At 59.4% G+C, this 22,152-nt stretch carries 20 protein-coding genes; 16 read left to right on the top strand and 4 right to left on the bottom strand.

What is annotated here, in order from left to right:
- Positions 1 to 64 precede the first annotated feature (64 nt).
- Positions 65 to 1,219, bottom strand: a complete 1,155-nt coding sequence (locus BVK86_RS24100) for a patatin-like phospholipase family protein (RefSeq protein WP_075948765.1) — start codon at positions 1,217 to 1,219, stop codon at positions 65 to 67.
- 35 nt (positions 1,220 to 1,254) lie between these two features.
- A complete protein-coding gene (locus BVK86_RS24105) occupies positions 1,255 to 2,187 on the bottom strand; it encodes a lipid A biosynthesis lauroyl acyltransferase (protein ID WP_075948766.1) in 933 nt (310 codons plus the stop codon).
- A 118-nt stretch (positions 2,188 to 2,305) separates the two neighbouring features.
- Between BVK86_RS24105 and minC the strand changes: the two genes are divergently transcribed.
- The 8 genes from minC to BVK86_RS24140 all read left to right on the top strand — a co-directional run bounded on the left by minC (position 2,306) and on the right by BVK86_RS24140 (position 9,989).
- A complete protein-coding gene (minC, locus tag BVK86_RS24110; protein ID WP_075948782.1) occupies positions 2,306 to 3,043 on the top strand; it encodes a septum site-determining protein MinC in 738 nt (245 codons plus the stop codon).
- Positions 3,044 to 3,243: 200 nt separating this feature from the next.
- On the top strand, positions 3,244 to 4,056 hold the full coding sequence (gene minD, locus BVK86_RS24115; protein ID WP_060541535.1) for a septum site-determining protein MinD: 813 nt from the start codon (positions 3,244 to 3,246) through the stop codon (positions 4,054 to 4,056).
- A gap of 3 nt (positions 4,057 to 4,059) precedes the next feature.
- A complete protein-coding gene (gene minE / locus BVK86_RS24120; protein ID WP_007974947.1) occupies positions 4,060 to 4,314 on the top strand; it encodes a cell division topological specificity factor MinE in 255 nt (84 codons plus the stop codon).
- 91 nt (positions 4,315 to 4,405) lie between these two features.
- Entirely contained in the window at positions 4,406 to 5,041 is a 636-nt protein-coding gene (locus BVK86_RS24125) for an RluA family pseudouridine synthase (RefSeq protein ID WP_060541534.1), read from the top strand.
- A gap of 154 nt (positions 5,042 to 5,195) precedes the next feature.
- The gene (locus BVK86_RS24130; protein ID WP_075948767.1) at positions 5,196 to 6,038 is read left to right on the top strand and encodes a lipopolysaccharide kinase InaA family protein; all 843 of its coding nucleotides are present in this window, start codon (positions 5,196 to 5,198) and stop codon (positions 6,036 to 6,038) included.
- An 85-nt stretch (positions 6,039 to 6,123) separates the two neighbouring features.
- Complete coding sequence (locus BVK86_RS24135) at positions 6,124 to 7,413, top strand: M18 family aminopeptidase (RefSeq protein WP_075948768.1); 1,290 nt, start codon at positions 6,124 to 6,126, stop codon at positions 7,411 to 7,413.
- Positions 7,414 to 7,577: 164 nt separating this feature from the next.
- Complete coding sequence (locus BVK86_RS29870; protein WP_167371518.1) at positions 7,578 to 7,754, top strand: hypothetical protein; 177 nt, start codon at positions 7,578 to 7,580, stop codon at positions 7,752 to 7,754.
- A 78-nt stretch (positions 7,755 to 7,832) separates the two neighbouring features.
- Complete coding sequence (locus BVK86_RS24140) at positions 7,833 to 9,989, top strand: mechanosensitive ion channel family protein (RefSeq protein WP_075948769.1); 2,157 nt, start codon at positions 7,833 to 7,835, stop codon at positions 9,987 to 9,989.
- Positions 9,990 to 10,700: 711 nt separating this feature from the next.
- Here the strand turns inward: BVK86_RS24140 and BVK86_RS24150 are convergent.
- Positions 10,701 to 11,414, bottom strand: coding sequence for a UTRA domain-containing protein (locus BVK86_RS24150; protein ID WP_075948770.1), 714 nt, complete (start codon positions 11,412 to 11,414; stop codon positions 10,701 to 10,703).
- Between the two features lie 362 nt (positions 11,415 to 11,776).
- Here BVK86_RS24150 and BVK86_RS24155 point away from each other — a divergent pair, with 362 nt between their 5' ends.
- The 6 genes from BVK86_RS24155 (at position 11,777) to BVK86_RS24180 (ending at position 17,077) form a co-directional block, all read left to right on the top strand.
- The gene (locus BVK86_RS24155; RefSeq protein ID WP_075948771.1) at positions 11,777 to 12,841 is read left to right on the top strand and encodes an ABC transporter substrate-binding protein; all 1,065 of its coding nucleotides are present in this window, start codon (positions 11,777 to 11,779) and stop codon (positions 12,839 to 12,841) included.
- A gap of 126 nt (positions 12,842 to 12,967) precedes the next feature.
- Entirely contained in the window at positions 12,968 to 13,774 is an 807-nt protein-coding gene (locus BVK86_RS24160; RefSeq protein ID WP_075948772.1) for an alkaline phosphatase family protein, read from the top strand.
- On the top strand, positions 13,753 to 14,616 hold the full coding sequence (locus BVK86_RS24165) for an ABC transporter permease (protein ID WP_167371519.1): 864 nt from the start codon (positions 13,753 to 13,755) through the stop codon (positions 14,614 to 14,616). The genes BVK86_RS24160 and BVK86_RS24165 overlap by 22 nt, the downstream gene beginning before the upstream one ends.
- Positions 14,603 to 15,403 carry an ABC transporter permease gene (locus BVK86_RS24170; protein ID WP_075948774.1) on the top strand — a complete coding sequence of 267 codons (801 nt, stop codon included), beginning with the start codon at positions 14,603 to 14,605 and terminating at the stop codon, positions 15,401 to 15,403. The genes BVK86_RS24165 and BVK86_RS24170 overlap by 14 nt, the downstream gene beginning before the upstream one ends.
- Complete coding sequence (locus BVK86_RS24175) at positions 15,400 to 16,389, top strand: ABC transporter ATP-binding protein (RefSeq protein WP_075948775.1); 990 nt, start codon at positions 15,400 to 15,402, stop codon at positions 16,387 to 16,389. Before BVK86_RS24170 ends, BVK86_RS24175 begins: the two co-directional genes overlap by 4 nt.
- 34 nt (positions 16,390 to 16,423) lie before the next feature.
- On the top strand, positions 16,424 to 17,077 hold the full coding sequence (locus BVK86_RS24180; protein ID WP_075948776.1) for an HAD family hydrolase: 654 nt from the start codon (positions 16,424 to 16,426) through the stop codon (positions 17,075 to 17,077).
- Positions 17,078 to 17,141: 64 nt separating this feature from the next.
- On the opposite strand, the gene BVK86_RS24185 is transcribed toward BVK86_RS24180, so the two are convergent.
- On the bottom strand, positions 17,142 to 18,104 hold the full coding sequence (locus tag BVK86_RS24185; RefSeq protein ID WP_075948777.1) for a zinc-binding dehydrogenase: 963 nt from the start codon (positions 18,102 to 18,104) through the stop codon (positions 17,142 to 17,144).
- A 138-nt stretch (positions 18,105 to 18,242) separates the two neighbouring features.
- Here BVK86_RS24185 and BVK86_RS24190 point away from each other — a divergent pair, with 138 nt between their 5' ends.
- Both BVK86_RS24190 and BVK86_RS24195 read left to right on the top strand, forming a co-directional pair.
- On the top strand, positions 18,243 to 20,324 hold the full coding sequence (locus BVK86_RS24190; protein WP_162279052.1) for a carboxy terminal-processing peptidase: 2,082 nt from the start codon (positions 18,243 to 18,245) through the stop codon (positions 20,322 to 20,324).
- A 146-nt stretch (positions 20,325 to 20,470) separates the two neighbouring features.
- Positions 20,471 to 22,152: bifunctional diguanylate cyclase/phosphodiesterase (locus BVK86_RS24195; RefSeq protein ID WP_075948779.1), on the top strand; the 1,682-nt coding region annotated here is incomplete at its 3' end.

Below are 22,152 nucleotides of genomic sequence, written 5' to 3' on the forward strand. Positions count from 1 at the left end.
AGAGCGCCACGGAGCATCAGGTTCCCAGCGTTATCGTTAACGTCCATCGCGAGCTGACTCGCTCCTACTGCAAGCCCAAAAACCGGCTCAGCTCTTCCTTCTTGGCCAACGCGTCCCGCCGCCCCAAATCAATCAATTCGCTGCAATATCCCGCCTCGAACAGCAGATAACTCAACACCCCCGCCCCGCTGGTCTTGGTCGCTCCCGGTCCGCGCAGAAACAGGCGCAGTGCCGCCGGCAGTTCCTGGCGATGGCGTGCCGCGATCTCGTCGATCGGCTGACTCGGCGAAATCACCAGGACCTCCACAGGCGCCACGCCCAAAGTGCGTTTGGGCGTACCGTCGGGCATCAGGTGGCTGAACTGATTCAAGCGCTGCAACAACTCGATGTCGCTTTCCAGGCTGTCGATGAACGTACTGTTGAGCATGTGCCCGCCGATCTGCGCCAGTGTCGGCTGTTGCCCGGTGTAGGCGCGTTGCAGGGGTTGCGCGGGGTCAAAGCCACGCGGGTTGCCACTCACGCCCACCACCAGTACACGACTGGCGCCCAGGTGCAGCGCCGGGCTGATCGGTGCGGACTGCCGCACCGCGCCATCGCCGAAATATTCTTCACCGATCTTTACCGGTGCGAACAACAGTGGAATCGCCGAACTGGCGAGCAGGTGATCAACGGACAATTGCGTCGGCTCGCCAATCCGACGGTGGCGCAACCACGCATCAATGGTGCCACCGCCCTGATAGAAGGTCACCGCCTGCCCCGACTCGTAGCCGAACGCCGTCACCGCCACCGCCTGCAACTGCTTTTGCGCGATGGCGTCGGCGATACCGTTCATCAGCAACTTGTCGTCGAGCAAACCTCGCAGTGGCGAGCTGTCGAGCAGCGCCACCGGCACTTGAGCACCGAGACCCAGCAAGCTGTGGCTGACAAAGCGACTGGCCTGACGGATCACGCCAGGCCAGTCGCTGCGCAGCACCAGATGACTGCGAAAGGCTTGCCAGAAAGCGGTCAACCGCTCGATGGCGGCGCGAAAGTCCGTGGCCCCGCTGGCAAGACTGACTGCGTTGATCGCCCCGGCCGAGGTGCCGACGATCACTGGAAAAGGATTGTCCGCGCCCAAGGGCAAGAGCTCGGCAATCGCCGCCAGCACGCCCACCTGATAGGCCGCCCGAGCCCCGCCACCGGAAAGAATCAAACCTGTTACCGGTTCAGCAGGACTCATCGCAACGCTCCATGGTGCATGTCGGTGTCGGCCGTTCAGCCGCGTTTTGCGTACAGCTTCGGCTCACCGGGCGGACGACTCTTGAAACGGCGATGCGCCCACAGGTATTGCTCCGGACAATCGCGCAGCACGCCTTCGATCCACTGGTTGATGCGCAAGCAGTCGGCCTCTTCGGTTTCGCCGGGGAAGCCTTCGAGCGGCGCATGAATCACCAGGCGATAACCGCTGCCATCCGCCAGACGCTCCTGAGTGAAGGGCACCACCAGCGCCTTGCCCAGCCGTGCAAACTTGCTGGTGGCGGTGACGGTCGCGGCCGGAATGCCGAACAGCGGCACGAAAATGCTTTGCTTGGCGCCGTAGTCCTGATCCGGCGCGTACCAGATCGCGCGGCCCGAACGCAGCAACTTGAGCATGCCGCGTACGTCTTCACGCTCCACCGCCAGCGAATCGAGGTTGTGGCGCTCGCGCCCCTGGCGCTGGACATAGTCGAACAACGGATTCTTGTGCTCGCGGTACATGCCGTCGATGGTGTGATGTTGGCCCAGCAGCGCCGCACCAATTTCCAGGGTGGTGAAATGCACGGCCATCAGGATCACGCCCTTGCCTTCGCGTTGGGCCTGCTGCAAATGCTCGAGCCCTTCAATATGGGCCAGCTTCGCCAATCGCTCGCGGGACCACCACCAGCTCATCGCCATTTCGAAAAACGCGATACCGGTGGAGGCGAAATTTTCCTTGAGCAGGCGCTTGCGCTCAGCCGCGGACTTTTCCGGGAAACACAGCTCCAGATTGCGCTTGGCAATACGCCGTCGGTCGCCCGCCGCGCGATACATCAAGGCCCCGAGCACGCGACCCAGCCACAGCAACGCCGGGTATGGCAGTTGCACAATCAGCCACAACAGCCCCAAGCCACACCACAGCGGCCAGAAACGTGGAGATAGAAAAGCTTTTTGAAAACGCGGGCGATCCATTAATACATCCGTAAAGACAATGGCCGCGCATTCTACATCGTTCGACCCGGCTTGCGGCCTGCGGGCGTTCTCGTTATAAGTCTCGGCACTTTTAGTGACAAGTCGTTGTATGCCGACCATGAGCCAAACCGAACCGCTAGACCAAGATCCCGTGTTCCAGCTTAAGGGCAGCATGCTCGCCATTACGGTGTTGGAACTGGCCCGTAACGACCTTGAAGGCCTCGACCGGCAATTGGCCGCCAAAGTCGCACAGGCGCCTGGTTTTTTCAGCAATGCGCCGCTGGTCCTGGCCCTGGACAAACTTCCGGCCAGCGAAGGCGCGGTCGATTTGCCGGGCCTGATGCGTGTCTGCCGCCAGCATGGTCTGCGCACCCTGGCGATCCGTGCCAGCCGTATTGAAGACATCGCCGCTGCCATCGCAGTCGATCTCCCGGTGCTGCCGCCGTCCGGCGCCCGTGAGCGTGCGCTGGACCTGAACGAAGGCGTCGTCGCCAAAAAACCGGAGAAACCACCGGAGCCGACGATCAAACCCACGAAAATCATCACTTCGCCAGTACGGGGTGGCCAGCAGATCTATGCACAAGGCAGCGACCTGGTGGTGATCTCCTCGGTCAGCCCGGGGGCGGAACTTCTCGCCGATGGCAACATCCATGTATACGGCCCCATGCGTGGTCGAGTGTTGGCCGGGGTCAAAGGCGACACGAAAGCCAGGATTTTCTGTCAGCAGATGAGCGCTGAACTGGTCTCCATCGCAGGACATTACAAGGTCTCCGAAGATCTGCGCCGCGATCCTTTGTGGGGTTCGGGCGTCCAGGTCAGCCTGTCGGGCGATGTGTTGAACATCATTCGGCTTTAACGGATACTGCCGCATTTTCCAAGCATCTCTAAAACGTAGCGAAAACGGCTCAAACGAAGTAGGAAACAGGCCGAAAGCAGTGTTTACCGGGGGTAAACGCCGCTCAAAACCGAACTCCAGCCAAGGCTGTCCGACTGCAGTAGTTTTCAAGAGATGTTTTTCAGGGGCTAAAAGTCCTTTTTCCTTAGGGGTGAAACACCTTGGCCAAGATTCTCGTGGTTACATCCGGCAAGGGTGGTGTGGGTAAGACCACCACCAGCGCCGCTATCGGTACCGGCCTCGCTCTGCGCGGCCACAAAACAGTGATCGTCGACTTCGACGTGGGTTTGCGTAACCTCGACCTGATCATGGGTTGCGAGCGCCGCGTGGTGTATGACTTCGTCAACGTGGTCAACGGCGAAGCCAACCTGCAACAGGCCCTGATCAAAGACAAGCGCCTGGAAAACCTCTATGTGTTGGCTGCCAGCCAGACCCGCGACAAAGACGCACTGACCGTCGAAGGCGTGGAAAAAGTCCTGATGCAACTCAAGGAAGACTTTGAGTTCGTGGTCTGCGACTCCCCGGCCGGCATCGAGAAAGGCGCCCACCTGGCCATGTACTTCGCTGATGAAGCGATCGTCGTGACCAACCCGGAAGTGTCCTCGGTACGTGACTCCGATCGCATGCTCGGCCTGCTGGCCAGCAAGTCCCGTCGCGCCGAGCGTGGCGAAGACCCGATCAAGGAACACCTGCTGATTACCCGTTACCACCCGGAGCGTGTGAGCAAAGGCGAAATGCTCGGCGTAGAAGACGTCAAGGAAATCCTCTCGGTTGCCCTGCTCGGCGTGATCCCGGAATCCCAGGCGGTGCTCAAGGCATCCAACCAGGGCGTTCCTGTGATCCTCGACGACCAGAGCGATGCCGGCCAGGCCTACAGCGATACCGTAGATCGCCTGCTGGGCAAGACCGTCGATCATCGATTCCTCGATGTACAGAAGAAGGGATTCTTCGAGCGCCTGTTTGGAGGCAACTAAGCAATGAACCTTTTTGACTTCTTTCGTGCCAACAAAAAGCAAAGCACCGCGTCGGTAGCGAAAGAGCGTCTACAGATTATCGTGGCGCACGAACGCGGCCAACGCAGTACCCCGGACTACCTGCCAGCCTTGCAGAAGGAACTGGTCGAGGTGATTCGCAAGTACGTCAATATCGGGTCCGATGACGTGCACGTCGCACTGGAAAGCCAGGGCAGCTGCTCGATTCTGGAACTCAATATCACCTTGCCAGATCGCTGAGTCGATCCGGCTGGAGCCACGGCGGTTCAGGTCCCATGCACGAGTGCGGGGGGCCTGAATCGCCGTTGGCGTTTGTTACGAGGCTGTTTTAATGCCGCTGTCCAACGTCCACATTATTCATCAGGACGCCGCCGTACTGGTGGTGAACAAACCCACCTTGCTGCTCTCCGTCCCGGGCCGGGCCGATGACAACAAGGACTGCCTGATTACCCGCCTGCAGGAAAACGGTTACCCGGAAGCCCGCATCGTCCATCGCCTGGACTGGGAAACCTCTGGCATCATCCTGCTGGCCCGCGATCCCGATACGCACCGCGAACTGTCCCGCCAGTTTCACGACCGCGAGACCGAAAAAGCCTACACCGCACTGTGCTGGGGCCAACCCGAACTGGACAGCGGCAGCATCGATTTGCCGTTGCGCTATGACCCGCCGACCAAGCCGCGCCATGTGGTCGATCATGAGTTCGGCAAGAACGCCCTGACCTTCTGGCGTGTACTGGAACGCTGCGGCGACTGGTGCCGCGTGGAGCTCACCCCGATCACCGGGCGCTCGCACCAGTTGCGTGTGCACATGCTTTCGATCGGCCATCCTCTGCTGGGCGACGGGCTCTACGCTCACGAGCAAGCCCTGGCCGCCTGGCCGCGTCTGTGCCTGCACGCGAGCATGCTCAGCTTCACCCACCCGCAAAGTGGCGAGCGCCTGCGCTTCGAGTGCCCGGCACCCTTTTGACCAGCGTGCGACGAACAATAAAAAGTCCTTGAATTTAAGGGCTTTTTTATTTCATGTTACAAATAATGCGACATATAAATGGCGTGAAAATATTGTCATAAATTTGTAAAAAACCGTAAAATGCTAGCACTTTGATAGTAGGCAGGATGCCCTCGTGCTCAGCAGTAAAGCGCTCCAATGCGATTACCCCATCACCTTTGTTGTCGGCAACACCACCCTGTACCTGACGGAACAGCCTAGCGTCGAAGCGCGTCGGGCCCTGGAACAGCTGATTGAGAAACGCCGCTCAAGCAAACTCACACGGGCCAGCGCACCCTTGGCCTCGGGTTCTACCCCACTGTTTGCCAAAGTCCAGCCACTGGATACATTCAAGGCAAAAGTGCGGGTTACCCTGGGCAAACCCCAGCGCAACGGTCGATACGACTGGCCACTCGAAGAGCTGAAAAACACCCTTGAAGCGCAACGTCGAGGCATACGGATGCCGCCGCTGCAAGGCTTCGGCTACACGCGGGATCGGCTCGGGCTCGCCCAGGAGTATTTCATCATCACGCAGTTGCTCGACGATCATATTGACGGCGTTCGCTGGCTCCAACGCAATCCGGACAAGGTCGAGGCGTTCATTCTCGATGCATTCGAACTGCTGAGCTCACTGGCCCGCAAGAACATCACCCACATGGATTTCTGGATCGGCAACATCATGATCCCGCATGCCTCGCACGAGCCGCTCAAAGCCATCGACTTCGAAAACTGCTTCGCCGGGAAAACCGCTCACCTGAGCGAAACCCTCGGATTCCAGTTGGGTTTCTTCTACCGCCGGGACATCTACAAACTCATCACCGAAGCCGATTACGATCGACTGGTGTATGGGTATGTCGAACAGCTGTGCGGCATCTCCCGTGCAAAATTCGACGCAGTCTATTTTGCGAGCAAGCATGAATATGTTGGCCGCAAGCAACGTCGCGAGGTGTTTCTCAGCGGCACACTGATCACCGGTTGATTCCACGCGCGCGCTAAACGGCATTGTGTCTGCAATGCTGTGGGCCAATACGTTAAACTGGCGCCATTGCTGTCTGGAGCTACTTATGCGCGAAGAGTTGAACCAAGGCCTGATCGACTTCCTCAAGGCCTCCCCTACCCCGTTCCATGCCACCGCCAGCCTTGTTCAGCGACTGGAAGCGGCGGGCTATCAGCGCCTCGACGAGCGCGAGCCCTGGACCACCGAAGCCAACGGACGCTACTACGTCACCCGTAACGACTCATCGATCGTCGCCATCAAAATGGGCCGCCACTCGCCGCTGCACGGCGGCATCCGTCTGGTCGGCGCCCACACCGACAGCCCGTGCCTGCGGGTCAAGCCGCAACCGGAACTGCAACGCCAGGGATTCTGGCAGTTGGGCGTCGAAGTCTATGGCGGCGCGCTGCTGGCACCGTGGTTCGACCGTGACCTGTCCCTGGCCGGCCGCGTGACCTTCCGCCGCGACGGCAAGGTCGAGAGCCAGCTGATCGACTTCAAGGCCCCCATCGCGATCATTCCAAACCTGGCCATCCACCTCAATCGCGAAGCCAACATGGGTTGGGCAATCAACGCCCAGACCGAGTTGCCGCCCGTCCTGGCACAATTTGCCGGTGACGAGCGCGTGGACTTCCGCGCCGTGATCACCGACCAACTCGCCCGCGAGCACGGTTTGAACGCCGATGTGGTGCTCGACTACGAGCTGAGCTTCTATGACACCCAAAGCGCCGCCGTCATCGGTCTGCACGGTGACTTCATCGCCGGTGCTCGCCTGGACAACCTGCTGTCGTGCTATGCCGGCCTGCAAGCACTGCTGACTGCCGACACCGACGAAACCTGCGTATTGGTTTGCAACGATCACGAAGAAGTCGGTTCGTGCTCGGCCTGCGGCGCCGACGGCCCGATGCTGGAACAAACCCTGCGTCGCCTGCTGCCCGAGGGTGATGAATTCGTACGCACCATTCAGAAATCCCTGCTGGTTTCGGCTGACAATGCCCACGGCGTACACCCGAACTACGCCGACAAGCACGATGCCAACCACGGGCCGAAACTCAACGCCGGCCCGGTGATCAAGGTCAACAGCAACCAGCGCTACGCCACCAACAGCGAAACCGCCGGGTTCTTCCGTCACCTGTGCATGGCCGAAGAAGTGCCGGTGCAGAGCTTCGTGGTGCGCAGCGACATGGGCTGCGGCTCGACCATCGGCCCGATCACCGCCAGCCATCTGGGTGTGCGCACCGTGGACATCGGCCTGCCGACGTTCGCCATGCACTCGATCCGCGAACTGTGCGGCAGCCATGACCTGGCGCATCTGGTCAAAGTGCTGAGCGCGTTCTACGCCTGCCGCGAGCTGCCATAAACTTGTAGGAGCTGGCTTGCTGGCGATCCGCACCGCGGTCTTGCTGAGCACCGCGGTGATGTAATCGCCAGCATGCCTGCCCTATAAGGTTCATGCATGCACCGACCACCGGTCGCCCAAAAGCGCACTAGACTTTAATTATCCCCTTCGACAAGGCAGTCGCCATGATCACGATGTCCTCATTCCACGCCATGCTGATCCCCATTCTTATCGGGATGCTCATGCTGGCAGTCGGCTTCAACTTTCGTGACAAAAACGCCGGCGTACTCGCCATGTGGCTCGGCATGCTGCTGATCCTCGCCACGGTGATTTTCAAGATCCTCGCCAAACTCAACGAATAAACCCCTCACCCCGACTCGCTTTGATTTTGACGGACTCGTACACTCAATCGACCCGCTCACTCTGAGGTTGACCGCCTGGTGTCCGCTCGTCTTTTAGCTCTGCCGTGCTTCCTACTTATCTGCCTCATGACGCTGCTGCCAATGGCGTCTGCCCAGGCCGTCGGTTTGCCGAGCCTGCTCAACAGCTCCTCTAAAGCCCAACCAGAGGCGCAAGAGCCACTGGGGCAATCGCTGGACGAAGTGATCAAGTCTCTGGAAAACGATCAGCAACGAACCAAATTGCTGGCGGACCTGAAGAAGCTGCGCGACGCCACGAAAAAAGCGCAACCCGTCACCGAAGAGGGTGTACTCGGCCTGATTGGGGGTACGCTCACCAGCTTCGAAAAACAGTTTACCGGCCCTGACAGCCCGCTTACGCGCTGGTCCAAAGAGTTCGACCAGGCCAAGGACGAACTCACAGCACTGATATTGCCGGCCAACGAATGGCTGCCGATCATCTTCGCGTTCGCCATGATTCTGATGGTCTGGAGCCTGCTGGCAGCGGCGCTGATCTGGATCAGCCACCGGGTGCGCATGCGGTTCGGGCTGACCGAAGAACTGCCGCAACACCCCAGGGCCCTGGACATGTTGCGCTTCGCGTTGCGCAAGCTCGGGCCCTGGCTGATTGCCTTGGTCATCACCGTCTACATGAGCTACGCCCTGCCGTCCTCATTAGGCAAAAGCCTGGCCATGGTGCTGGCCTATGCGCTGGTGGTCGGCACCTGTTTCTCCGCAATCTGCGTGATCGCCTTCTCCCTGCTCGACGGCCCGCACCGTCACCGCGCTTTGTACATCTTGCGGCATCAGGCGTTTCGTCCACTGTGGCTGATCGGCAGCTTCGCCGCTTTTGGTGAAGCCCTGAACGATCCGCGCCTGATCGAAAGCCTCGGTGCACATCTGGCGCACACCGCCGCAACGGTGGCCAACGTCCTGGCGGCGCTGTCCACCGGTTTGTTCATCCTGCGATTCCGTCGCCCGATAGCGCACCTGATTCGCAACCAGCCATTGTCCCGCCGCCTGACCCGCCGCGCGCTCAGCGACACCATCGAAATCCTCGGCACCTTCTGGTACGTCCCGGCACTGGTGCTGGTAGGCATTTCACTGTTCGCCACTTTTGTTTCGGCAGGCGATACCAGCACGGCCTTGCGCCAGTCGCTGATCTGCACGGTGTTGTTGGTGTTGTGCATGGTGATCAACGGCCTGGTACGCCGCCATTCACTCAAACCGCAACGCGGAGTCAAACGCCACGCGCTGTATTCCGAACGCCTGAAGAGCTTCTTCTACACCCTCGCCCATCTGCTGGTATGGCTGGCCTTCATCGAGCTCGGCCTGCGGGTCTGGGGCATGTCGCTGATTGCGTTCACCGAAGGCGAAGGCCATGAAGTCAGCGTCAAACTGTTCAGCCTCGCGGGGACACTGATCTTTGCCTGGCTGATCTGGATCCTCAGCGACACCGCCGTACACCACGCCCTCACCCGCTCCCGCAAAGGCCTGGCCAACGCCCGCGCGCAAACAATGATGCCGCTGATCCGCAACGTGCTGTTCGTGGCGATTTTCATCATCGCGCTGATCGTCGCGCTGGCGAACATGGGCATGAACGTCACGCCACTGCTGGCCGGTGCCGGCGTGATCGGCCTGGCCATCGGCTTCGGCGCGCAATCGCTGGTGGCCGATCTGATTACCGGGTTGTTCATCATCATCGAAGACTCCCTGGCCATCGACGACTACGTCGACGTCGGCGGCCACCTCGGCACCGTCGAAGGCCTGACCATCCGTACCGTGCGCCTGCGGGACATCGACGGCATCGTCCACACCATCCCGTTCAGTGAAATAAAAAGCATCAAGAACTACTCCCGGGAATTCGGCTACGCGATCTTCCGGGTGGCGGTGCCCGCGAGCATGGACATCGACAGCGCGATCAAGTTGATGCGCGAAGTCGGCCAGAAAATGCGCACCGACCCACTGCAACGACGCAATATCTGGTCGCCGCTGGAGTTTCAGGGCGTTGAAAGTTTCGAGTCAGGCAATGCGATCCTGCGCGCGCGCTTCAAGACAGCACCGATCAAACAGTGGGAGGTTTCACGGGCGTTCAACCTGTCGCTGAAACGGCATCTGGATGAGGCCGGGATGGATTTAGCAATGCCGCGAATGAGTGTGCAGGTGATAACCGCCGGGGGTGGGGAGCCGAAGGAATAAGCGGCCGGCCTGGTTACCTGTAGGAGCTTTCGCAGCCTTCGGCAGTTCCTAAAGGGGTGGGTACATTCGATAGAGATTGGTTGCTTGGGAGAGCGTAATCGCCAGCAAGCCAGCTCCTACAACAGGAATACATACACCCGGGAAATTGGTCGGCTGTCAGGCCGCCATCGCCAGCAAGCCGGCTCCTACAGCTGGAATACATACACCCCGGAAATTGGTCGGCTATCAGGCCGCCATCGCCAGCAAGCCGGTTCCCACAGATGATCGGCGCACACCCACCGCTTTCCCCCACTCAACAGGCCGAGCGTTAGCTCGCCTGCAGCTTTTGATCTTGATTCACCCGCCCCCTCGGCAGGCTGAGTGGAGGCGTTTATCCGGGGGTGGGCGCGCAGCGCCGTGCGGCGAAGCCGCACACATCGAGAGGAGGTCGTCGCGAAGCAGACCGGAGGCGATGCCCCCGGATGAATGCCGGAGCGAAGGAACCCCGAGCCCCAGCGAGGGGCCGTACGAAAGGGGCGAGCGTTTTTTGCTTACTTTTTTAGGCGCTTGTAAAAAAGTGAGTCGCCGTAAGGGCGAAACCATAAGCCGCCGTTACCGCAGCAACGGATATGTACTCAACCACCCCAGCGCATGGTCGGCCCAGAGGCCGCCAAGGTCAAAAGCTCAAAAGCTCAAAAGCTCAAAAGCTCAAAAGCTCAAAAGCTCAAAAGCTCAAACCACATCAACCCCGACATGAATCGCATCATGCCGCCAAAACTCCAAATCACAGTCAATCAACCGCTCATACTGATCATAATTAACCCGAGCAATCCGTAACCCCGGACTCCCCACCGACACCCGCAAAGCCGCCGCGGCATCCGCCGACAATGCCGTCGGCACGATTTCGAAGCGCACCCGCCCGTAGTGCAAATCGTAATGCCGGGCATAAAGCTCGGTGATCGACTGGTTCAGATCAAACTCCAGAATCCCCGGAAAGTACTGCGGATTCAGATAATGCTCCACGTACAAGACCAGGCGCCCGTCGATACGCCGCGACCGGCAGATCTGAATCACGCTCGACAGCGCCGGCAACTGCAACCAGGCACAGACCGCCGCCGACGCCGGCTGCAAACGCGCCGAAATCACTTCGGTAGAAGGCACTCGCCCCTGGGCACTGACCATCGCGTGAAAGTGGCTGCGCTGCATCAGGTTGTAGGCCAGGCGCGGTGGCGAGACAAACCAGCCCCGGCGCTCCTCGCGATAAATCTGCCCCTGAGCCTCCAACTGCAATAACGCCTCGCGCACAGTGATGCGCGTTGTTCCAAACAACTCACTGAGCTTGCGCTCGGCCGGCAGCTTGCTCCCTGGGGCCAGCAGCCCATGGTCAAGCTGTTCCTGAAGCACCTGACCAATCGCTGTCACCGCTTTTGTTGCCTCGTCGCGCATCAGCGTTACCTATCTGGACTAGACCAGCACTGTTTCGGGGCAGAACCGCACTGAAAATCGGCTCAATCTACGTTCTACAAGCGTAGGCAGTGCAGATGACTGATAGATGACAAGTCTCCAGACGGTCATCTCGGCCGTGCATCAAAAACGCTGCAATACACCGGCCAAGTCCTTACGCAGCGGGCCTTTTAGTATGGTCTACGCTTAGTTGGCAGCCGTCAGTACCGGGCAAATAAAACGCCTGTCGGGCGACGAACGACATCAAAGTGTCATCCAGCCCTCTTAAATTGGCTCAGGTATTGCTGACCTAGACCAACACAAACCGCAATCGCAGCGTTGAACACGACCCAAGGAGCTTCGGAATGAAACAGTTTTTCCTGGCATCACTGTTAGGCTCGACCATTGCCATGTGCACCACCGCCATGGCGGCTGATGATTTGAAAACCCTGGAAGCCGCGGCCAAAGCGGAAGGCGCAGTCAACAGCGTCGGCATGCCCGATGATTGGGCCAACTGGAAAGGTACGTGGGAAGACCTGGCCAAGAAATACGGCCTGAAGCACATCGACACCGACATGAGCTCCGCTCAGGAAATCGCCAAGTTCGCCGCGGAAAAAGACAACGCCAGCGCCGACATCGGCGACGTCGGTGCCGCTTTCGGCCCGATCGCGGTCAAGCAAGGCGTGGTGCAACCGTACAAACCGTCCACCTGGGATCAAGTACCGGACTGGGCGAAAGACAAGGACGGCAATTGGGCGCTGGCCTACACCGGCACCATCGCCTTTATCGTCAACAAGAAGCTGCTGCACGGCTCCGAAGTGCCAACCAAGTGGGCTGACCTCAAGTCCGGCAAGTACAAAGTGTCCATCGGTGACGTGAGCACTGCGGCCCAGGCGGCCAACGGTGTCCTGGCGGCAGCACTGGCCAATGGCGGTGACGAGAAAAACCTGCAACCCGCGTTGCTGTTGTTTGCCGATATCGCCAAGCAGGGTCGTCTGTCGATGGCTAACCCGACCATCGCCACCATGGAAAAAGGCGAGATCGAAGTCGGTGTGGTTTGGGACTTCAACGGCTTGAGCTACAAAGCGAAGATGGCCAATCCGGATGACTACGTAGTGCTGATCCCGTCTGATGGCTCGGTGATCTCCGGCTACACCACCATCATCAATAAATACGCCAAGAACCCGAACGCTGCGAAGCTGACCCGCGAGTACATCTTCAGCGACGCCGGCCAGATCAACCTGGCCAAAGGTAACGCCCGTCCAATCCGCGCCGAACACATCACGCTGCCAGATGACGTGAAAGCCAAGTTGTTGCCGAACGAGCAGTACAAAAAGGTCACGCCGATCAAGGATGCGGATGCGTGGGAGAAAACTTCCAAGGCCTTGCCGCAGAAGTGGAACGAAGAAGTCCTCGTCGAAATGAAGTGATGCTGGTTCTGTAGCAGCCGGCTCGCTGGCGACTGGATCTCCACGGTGCTCGGAAAGACCGAGGTGTCTGGATCGCCAGCAAGCCGGCTCCTGCAGGTTTGAGAGAACCCACGGAGTTCCTCCTCTATGAAACACAACGTCATCCTTGTCGTGCTCGACGGCCTCAACTACGAAGTCGCCCGACACGCCATGGGGCACCTGCAGGCGTACGTCGGCGCAGGACGCGCAGCGCTCTACAAACTGGAGTGCGAGTTACCCGCCCTGTCCCGCCCACTCTACGAATGCATCCTGACCGGCGTCACCCCGATCGACAGCGGCATCGTTCACAACAACGTTTCACGCCTGTCGAACCAGCGCAGCATCTACCACTACGCCAGGGATGCCGGTCTGAAAACCGCCGCGGCGGCCTATCACTGGGTCAGCGAGCTGTACAACCGTTCGCCGTTCGTGGACGCCCGCGATCGTCACACCGACAACCCCGACCTACCCATCCAGTACGGGCATTTCTACTGGAGCGATCACTACCCGGATTCGCATCTGTTCGCCGACGCCGAAAACCTGCGTCTGCGCCATGCGCCGAATTTCTTGCTGATCCACCCGATGAACATCGATGACGCCGGGCACAAGCATGGCCTGGATACCCCGCAGTACCGCAACAGCGCACGCTTTGCCGATATTTACCTCGCCGACTATCTGCAACGCTGGCTGGATGCCGGTTATCAGGTGCTGGTGACTGCCGATCACGGCATGAATAACGACCGCTCGCACAACGGCCTGCTGCCCGAAGAACGCGAAGTACCGCTGTTCGTGCTTGGCGACGCCTTCAGTTTCGATGCCCATGCCGCACCGAAACAGACGGACATTTGCGGCACCGTGTGCCAACTGCTGGGCGTCCCCCACGACAAACCTGTATGCCGGGAGCTGCTCAAGTGAATTCCATCACTCGCGGCAAATGGCTGGCGGCTTTGTGCCTGGTGCCCTTCGCACTGTTTTTTATCGTGTTCGAAATCGCCCCGCTGATGTGGGTGATGATCAACAGCCTGGAGTCTGAAGAGTTCGGCTGGGGCGTGGCCAACTTCATCAGGATCTTCAATTCGAAGTTCTACTTGCAAGCGATCCAGTACAGCCTCGAGATCAGTTTCTGGTCCAGCTTCTTCGGCATCATCATCGCGGTACTCGGCGCCTATTCCCTGCGTCGGGTGGACTCGAAGCTGCGCAACTTCGTCAACGCATTCGCCAACATGACCAGCAACTTCTCCGGCGTGCCCCTGGCCTTTGCCTTCATCATTTTGCTGGGCTTCAACGGCAGCTTCACCATCATGCTCAAGCAGGCCGGGATCATTGAGGATTTCAACCTGTACTCGAAAACCGGGCTGATCATTCTCTACACCTACTTCCAGATTCCACTGGGCGTGCTGCTGCTCTACCCCGCTTTCGATGCCCTGCGCGAAGACTGGCGCGAGTCCGCCGCGCTGCTCGGCGCCAACGGTTGGCAGTTCTGGCGGCACATCGGGTTGCCGGTGCTGACCCCGGCACTGCTCGGTACTTTTGTAATCCTGCTGGCCAACGCCCTTGGCGCCTACGCTACGGTGTACGCCCTGACCACCGGCAACTTCAACGTGCTGCCGATCCGTATCGCGGCGATGGTCTCAGGGGACATTTCCCTCGACCCGAACCTGGCCAGTGCCCTGGCCGTGGTCCTGGTGGCGTTGATGACCCTGGTGACCATCGTCCATCAACTGCTGTTGAAGAGGAGCTACCATGTCTCGCGCTGAATTGGGGCCTGCCGGCATCTACCATCGCGTGGTGGTTTACCTGCTGTTTGCCATTATGTTGATGCCGCTGCTCGGCACGTTTATCTACTCGATTTCCAGCAGTTGGTCGGCAACCATTTTGCCCAGCGGCTTCAGCATCAAGTGGTATGCGCAGCTATGGAGCGATCCACGCTTTCTGAGCGCATTCGGTCAATCGTTGCTGGTGTGCGTCGGCGCGCTGGTATTGGCGGTAGTGCTGATTCTGCCGCTGCTGTTCGTGGTGCATTACCATTTCCCGAAACTCGACGCGTTGATGAACATCCTGATCTTGCTGCCCTTCGCAGTGCCGCCCGTGGTGTCGTCGGTGGGGCTCTTGCAGCTCTATGGTTCCGGACCGTTCGCGATGGTCGGTACACCGTGGATCCTGATCGGTTGCTACTTCACCGTGGCGCTGCCCTTCATGTACCGGGCGATCACCAACAACCTGCAAGCGATCAACTTGCGCGACCTGATGGACGCCGCCCAACTGCTCGGCGCCAGTACCTTTCAGGCTGCGTTCCTGGTGGTGCTGCCGAACCTGCGCAAGGGCTTGATGGTAGCGTTGCTGCTGTCGTTCTCGTTCCTGTTCGGCGAGTTCGTGTTCGCCAACATCCTCGTCGGCACCCGTTACGAAACCCTGCAGGTCTACCTCAACAACATGCGCAACAGCAGCGGTCACTTCACCAGTGCGCTGGTGATTTCCTACTTCTTCTTTGTGCTGGTCTTGACCTGGATCGCCAATATCTTGAACAGGGACAAAAGCGAATGAGCTATGTCAGCGTCCAACATCTTCAAAAAAACTACGCGGGCACCACGGTGTTCAGCGACATCAACTGCGAAATCCAGAAAGGCGAATTCGTCACCCTGCTCGGTCCATCCGGGTGTGGCAAATCCACGCTGCTGCGCTGCATCGCCGGACTGACGCCGGTGGATGGCGGCAAGATCCTGCTCGACGGGATCGACATCGTACCGCTGAGCCCACAAAAACGCGGGATCGGCATGGTGTTCCAGAGTTACGCACTGTTCCCCAACATGACCGTGGAACAGAACGTCGCCTTCGGATTGCGCATGCAGAAGGTCAACGCCGACGACAGCCAAAAACGCGTCGCCGAAGTATTAAAACTGGTAGAGCTGCATGATTTTGCAGCCCGCTATCCGCATCAACTGTCCGGCGGCCAATGCCAGCGGGTGGCCCTCGCCCGCTCGCTGGTGACCCGGCCTCGCCTGCTGCTGCTGGATGAACCGCTGTCGGCGCTGGATGCGCGAATTCGCAAGCACCTGCGGGATCAGATTCGTCAGATCCAGCGCGAACTGGGCCTGACCACGATTTTCGTCACACACGATCAGGAAGAAGCCCTGACCATGTCCGACCGGATTTTCCTGATGAATCAGGGAAAAATCGTGCAAAGCGGCGACGCCGAAACCCTCTACACCGCGCCTGTCGATGTGTTCGCTGCCGGTTTCATCGGTAACTACAACCTGCTGGACGCCGAGAGCGCGAGCAAATTGTTGCAGCGGCCGATCAATCATCGAATTGCGATTCGCCCGGAAGCCATCGAACTGAGCCTCAACGGTGAACTCGACGCACAGATTCGCAGCCACAGCCTGCTGGGCAACGTGATTCGCTACCGCATCGAAGCCCGCGGCGTGGAACTGGTGGTGGATGTGCTCAACCGCTCAGCCTCCGACCTACACCCCGATGGCCAGCGCTTGGCACTTTCCATCGATCCGACGGCCCTGTGTGAGGTAGCCTGATGACCTTGCTGACGTTGAAGAGAGAACTGCACTGATGGCCCTGGCAATTTTTGATCTGGACGAAACCCTGATCCACGGCGACTGCGCCTCGCTGTGGAGCGAACAAATGGTCCGCCTCGGCTGGGTCGACGGCGAATCCTTCCTGCGTCGTGACAAGGAATTGATGGACGCCTACGGCCGAGGCCATCTGGCGATGGAAGACTACATGGCCTTCAGCCTGGAGCCGTTGATTGGTCGTACGCCTGAAGAAGTCGCGCATCTGGTCGGCCCGTGGGTGGAAGACTTCATCGAACCGATCATCTTCAGCGACGCGACCAAAACCATCGCCGCCCATCGCAAGGCCGGTGATCGTATTCTGGTGATCTCCGCGTCGGGCACGCACCTGGTCGCACCGATTGCCGAGCGTCTGGGCATCGACGAAATTCTCGGGATCGAACTGGAAGTGGCCCACGGCGCTTACACCGGCAAAACCGTCGGCACCCTGACCTACCGCGAAGGCAAGATCACCCGCCTGCTGGAGTGGCTGGATGCGCAAGAGGAAAATCTCGAGGGCGCAAGTTTCTATTCCGACTCACGCAACGACCTGCCGTTATTGCTGAAAGTCGATTTCCCGCATGTGGTAAACCCGGACCCGGTGCTGCTTGAGCAGGCCGAAAAAGCCGGCTGGCCGATCCACATCTGGAAATAACCGCGATCCCCTGTGGCGAGGGAGCAAGTTCCCTCGCCACAGGGGATCGCAGGTTTCAATGTTGTCAGGTGAGGTTCTCGTCGATCACCAACACCAACTTCCCCGCCACCGTGTTACTCGCCAACGTCGCAAACGCCGCTTCGGCATCCTTGATCGGGAAGGTCCTGGCCAGTTGCGGGCTCAATCGACCTTCAGCAAATAACGGCCATACGTGCTGGCTCAGATCGCTGAACAGATCGGCCTTGAACTGATCATCGCGGCTGCGCAAGGTCGAACCCAACAGCTGCACGCGCTTGGCCAACACCTGCGCCAGGTCCAGCGTGGCCTCACGGCCGCCCATCAACCCGATCAGCACCCAACGACCATCGAGCGCCATCAACTTGAGGTTCAGCGCCGAGTAGTTGCCCCCTACCGGGTCGAGGATGACATCGAACGGCCCTAGATCCCTCAGGCTTTCCAAATCGCCAGTGCGAACCACACCACCCTGAGCGCCAAGCTTTTCGCAATAGGCCAACCGTTCGGCGGACCCGACACTGACCCAGCACGGATTACCGAACGCTTTGCACAGCTGAATGGCAGCTGAACCAATTCCACTTGCTCCAGCGTGCAGAAGAACTTTCTCACCCGGTTTTAGCGCAGCGAGTTGAAACAAATTCAACCAGACCGTTGCATAGACTTCCGGCAACGCAGCCGCTTCCGCGAGCGACATTTCGTCGGGTACTGGCAGCACGTGCCGTCCGTCGACAACCACTTCCTCGGCCATCCCGCCCCCGGCCAGCAAGGCGCAAACCCGATCGCCGACGTGCCAGGACGAACCGGCGCCGACCTCGCTGATCACCCCTGAACACTCTAGACCGAGCACCTGGCTGGCCCCTGGCGGTGGTGGATACAGCCCTGCCTTCTGTAATAAATCGGCGCGATTGAGACCCGCTGCCGCCACTCGAATGCGCACTTGTCCTACATCACACGTAGGACTCGACTCTTCAACCCACTCCACTTGACCGTCAACGCCTTGCAATGCTTTCACAGTGCCTCCATAGTGAGTCTGGACTGAGCCCGAAGCTGTAGCGCCGGGCTTTTTGCATTATGCGACCGGCCCTTGTGGAACCGGCGACTTCAAAGACGGCCTAATATGCGTTATCAATTGTCCCCGCGTCGAATCAACATGAAGCGTTTGTTCCCCAGCACCGCCCTCGCCCTTTTCATCGGTATCGGCCTGCTGCCGATGTCCGGCACTACTTTCGCAGCCAATAGCTGGGACAAACTTCAACCTGATCGTGACGAAGTCATCGCCAGTCTGAATGTCGTGGAACTGCTCAAGCGCCACCACTACAGCAAACCGCCGCTCGATGATGCGCGCTCGGTGATCATCTACGACAGCTACCTGAAATTGCTTGACCCATCGCGCAGCTATTTCATGGCCAGCGACATTACCGAATTCGACAAGTGGAAGACCCAGTTCGACGACTTCCTCAAGAGCGGCGACCTCAACGCCGGGTTCACCATCTACAAGCGCTATCTGGACCGCGTCAAAGCGCGTCTGGACTTTGCCCTTGCCGAGTTGAACAAGGGTGTCGACAAAATGGACTTCACCACCAAGGAAACCTTGCTGATCGACCGCAAGGACGCCCCTTGGCTCAAGTCCACCGCAGAACTCGACGACCTGTGGCGCAAGCGCGTCAAGGACGAGGTCCTGCGCCAAAAGATCGCCGGCAAGGATTCCAAGCAGATCCAGGAAACCCTGACCAAGCGCTACAAGAACCAGCTGGCGCGTCTGGACCAGACCCGCGCGGAAGACATCTTCCAGGCGTACATCAACACCTTCGCCATGTCCTACGACCCGCACACCAATTATCTGTCACCGGATAACGCGGAAAACTTCGACATCAACATGAGCCTGTCCCTCGAGGGCATCGGCGCCGTGTTGCAGAGCGATAACGACCAGGTAAAAGTCGTGCGCCTGGTGCCGGCAGGCCCTGCCGACAAGACCAAGCTGGTGGCACCGGCCGACAAGATCATCGGCGTCGCCCAAGGCAACAAGGAAATGGTCGACGTGGTCGGCTGGCGCCTGGATGAAGTGGTCAAGCTGATCCGTGGTCCGAAAGGCACCGTGGTGCGCCTGGAAGTGATTCCGGCCAGCAATGCGCCGAACGACCAGACCAGCAAGATCGTGCCGATCACCCGTGAAGCGGTGAAGCTTGAAGATCAGGCCGTGAAAAAATCGGTTCTCAACCTCAAGCAGGATGGCAAGGACTACAAGCTCGGCGTCATCGAAATTCCGGCCTTCTACCTGGACTTCAAGGCGTTCCGCGCCGGTGACCCGGACTACAAGAGCACCACTCGCGACGTCAAGAAACTGCTGACCGAGTTGCAGAAAGACAAAGTCGACGGCGTGGTTATCGACCTGCGTAACAACGGCGGTGGCTCCTTGCAAGAGGCTACCGAGCTGACCAGCCTGTTCATCGACAAAGGCCCGACCGTGCTCGTGCGTAATGCCGACGGCCGCGTTGACGTATTGGAAGATGAAAACCCGGGTGCGTTCTACAAAGGCCCGATGGCGTTGCTGGTCAACCGCTTGTCCGCCTCGGCTTCGGAGATTTTTGCCGGCGCCATGCAGGACTACCACCGCGCGCTGATCATTGGCGGCCAGACCTTCGGTAAAGGCACCGTGCAGACCATTCAGCCGCTGAATCATGGCGAGCTGAAGCTGACGCTGGCCAAGTTCTACCGGGTTTCCGGCCAGAGCACCCAGCATCAGGGCGTACTGCCGGACATCGATTACCCGTCGATCATCGACACCAAGGAAATCGGCGAGAGCGCCCTGCCCGAAGCCATGCCGTGGGACACCATCCGTGCGGCGATCAAGCCTGCGGTCGACCCGTTCAAGCCGTACATCTCCCAGCTCAAGTCCGATCATGACGTGCGTACGGCCAAAGACGCCGAGTTCGTGTTCATCCGTGACAAGCTGGCGCTCGCCCAGAAGCTGATGAACGAAAAAACCGTCAGCCTCAACGAAGCCGAGCGTCGCGCCCAACACGCCGACATCGAAGCCAAGCAACTGACCATGGAAAACATCCGTCGCAAGGCCAAGGGCGAAGAACCGCTCAAAGAGCTGAAGAAAGAGGACGAAGACGCTATCGCGGCCGAGCAAGACAAGACCAAACCGGAAGACGATGCCTACCTGAGTGAAACCGGGCGCATCCTGCTGGATTACCTCAAGCTCAACACGGCGGTGGCCAAGCACTGAGACTTTATCCGCAACTGATGGCAATTTAATGCTGACGCTCCCCGGAGCGTCATCATACAGTCATCAATCTGTCGTGAAATACAGGGCTGGGCGTGCTCTCTTTTACCGAGAACATGCCCAGCCCTTTTTTATCGCCAGAGATCGCCATGACCACAACCGAACAGCTGAGTGCGTTGAGCTCAATTCTGACTCAAGGCGGCCTGCACAGCCTGTTCCAGCCCATCATCAGCCTCTCTGAGCGTCGAATACTCGGCTATGAAGCCCTAAGCCGTGGCCCCTCGAACAGCCCGCTGCACTCCCCCATCGCGCTGTTTGCCGTCGCCCGCCAGGCGGGTCGTTTGAGCGAACTGGAAATCGCCTGCCGGCAGAGTGCCTGCCGACGTTTCAATGAACAGCAATTGCCCGGCAAGCTGTTCCTCAACGTCTCCCCCGAATCCCTGCTCGAAGCCGCACATCAACCGGGACGCACCCTGCAATTGCTGCAGGACTTCGGTATCCCGCCGAGTCAGGTGGTGATCGAACTCACCGAGCAAACACCCATCGACGACTTCCAGTTGCTGCAAACCGCCCTGCATCACTATCGGGCGATGGGCTTTTCGATCGCCCTGGATGACCTGGGGGCGGGCTATTCGAGTTTGCGCCTGTGGTCGGAATTGCGGCCCGATTACGTCAAGATCGACCGGCACTTCATCGACGGCATTCATCAGGATGCGCTCAAACGCGAGTTCGTCGGTTCGATCCTGCAAATCGCCAAGGCCTCGCGGGCGAAGGTGATCGCCGAAGGTATCGAATTGGCGGAAGAACTGGCGGTATTGACCGAAATGGGCGTCGATCTGGTTCAGGGCTATCTGCTGTGCCGCCCACAGGAGCATCCACCCAGGGATGCGCGGACCTTGATGCCAAGACAGGACAGTTCCGCTGTGGTGTTGAATGATGAAGTCAGCGACCTCAGCGCCCTGCTCAACGACCAGCCTGCAGTGGGCCGCAACACGCCCACCGCCACGGTATTGGAAGCCTTCCGGCGCCAGGCCAATCTCAACTCGCTGGCGGTGCTGGACGAACAGGGCCAGCCCTGCGGCATTGTCCATCGGCACTCCCTCTCCGACGCGCTGCTCAAGCCGTTTGCAACTGATCTGTTCGCCCGCAAACCCATCAGCCGCTTGATGAACGATGACTTCCTGGCCGTCGAGATGAGCCAGTCGCTGCAACAGGTCAGCCGCCTGATCACCAGCCGGGCCCGGCAACGTATCGAAGAAGATTTCATCATCACCCTCAACGGCGGCTATCTGGGCCTGGGACGGGTGATCGATGTGCTCAAGCTGATTACCGAGTTGAAGATTCAGCAGGCTCGCTACGCCAACCCGCTGACCCTGTTACCGGGCAACGTGCCGATCCAGCAATGCCTCACGCGGCTGTTGCAGCAGAAGCGCGAATCGGTGATCTGCTACGTCGACATCGACAGCTTCAAACCCTTCAACGACATCTACGGCTACGGCCGCGGCGACGAAGTCCTGCTGTGTCTGGCGCAATGCCTGAACGACCGCGTCGATCCGTCCCGCGACTTCGTTGGCCACATCGGTGGTGATGACTTCCTGCTGGTACTCGGCCCGGAAGACTGGGGTAAACGTCTGAATCAGCTATTGGACGACTTCCAGAGCCAGTGCCGCCGCTTCTATCGCCCCGAACACCTCGAAGCCGGCTGCTTCATCGCCCCCAATCGCCAGGGCGTGCGCCAGGAATTCCCGTTGCTTTCGCTGTCCATCGGCGTGGTGCACCTGCATCCAGAAGCCTGCGGGGAAATCGATGCCAGCCAGTTGGCGGAAATGGC

The organism is Pseudomonas reinekei, from assembly GCF_001945365.1.
Lineage (GTDB): Bacteria > Pseudomonadota > Gammaproteobacteria > Pseudomonadales > Pseudomonadaceae > Aquipseudomonas > Aquipseudomonas reinekei.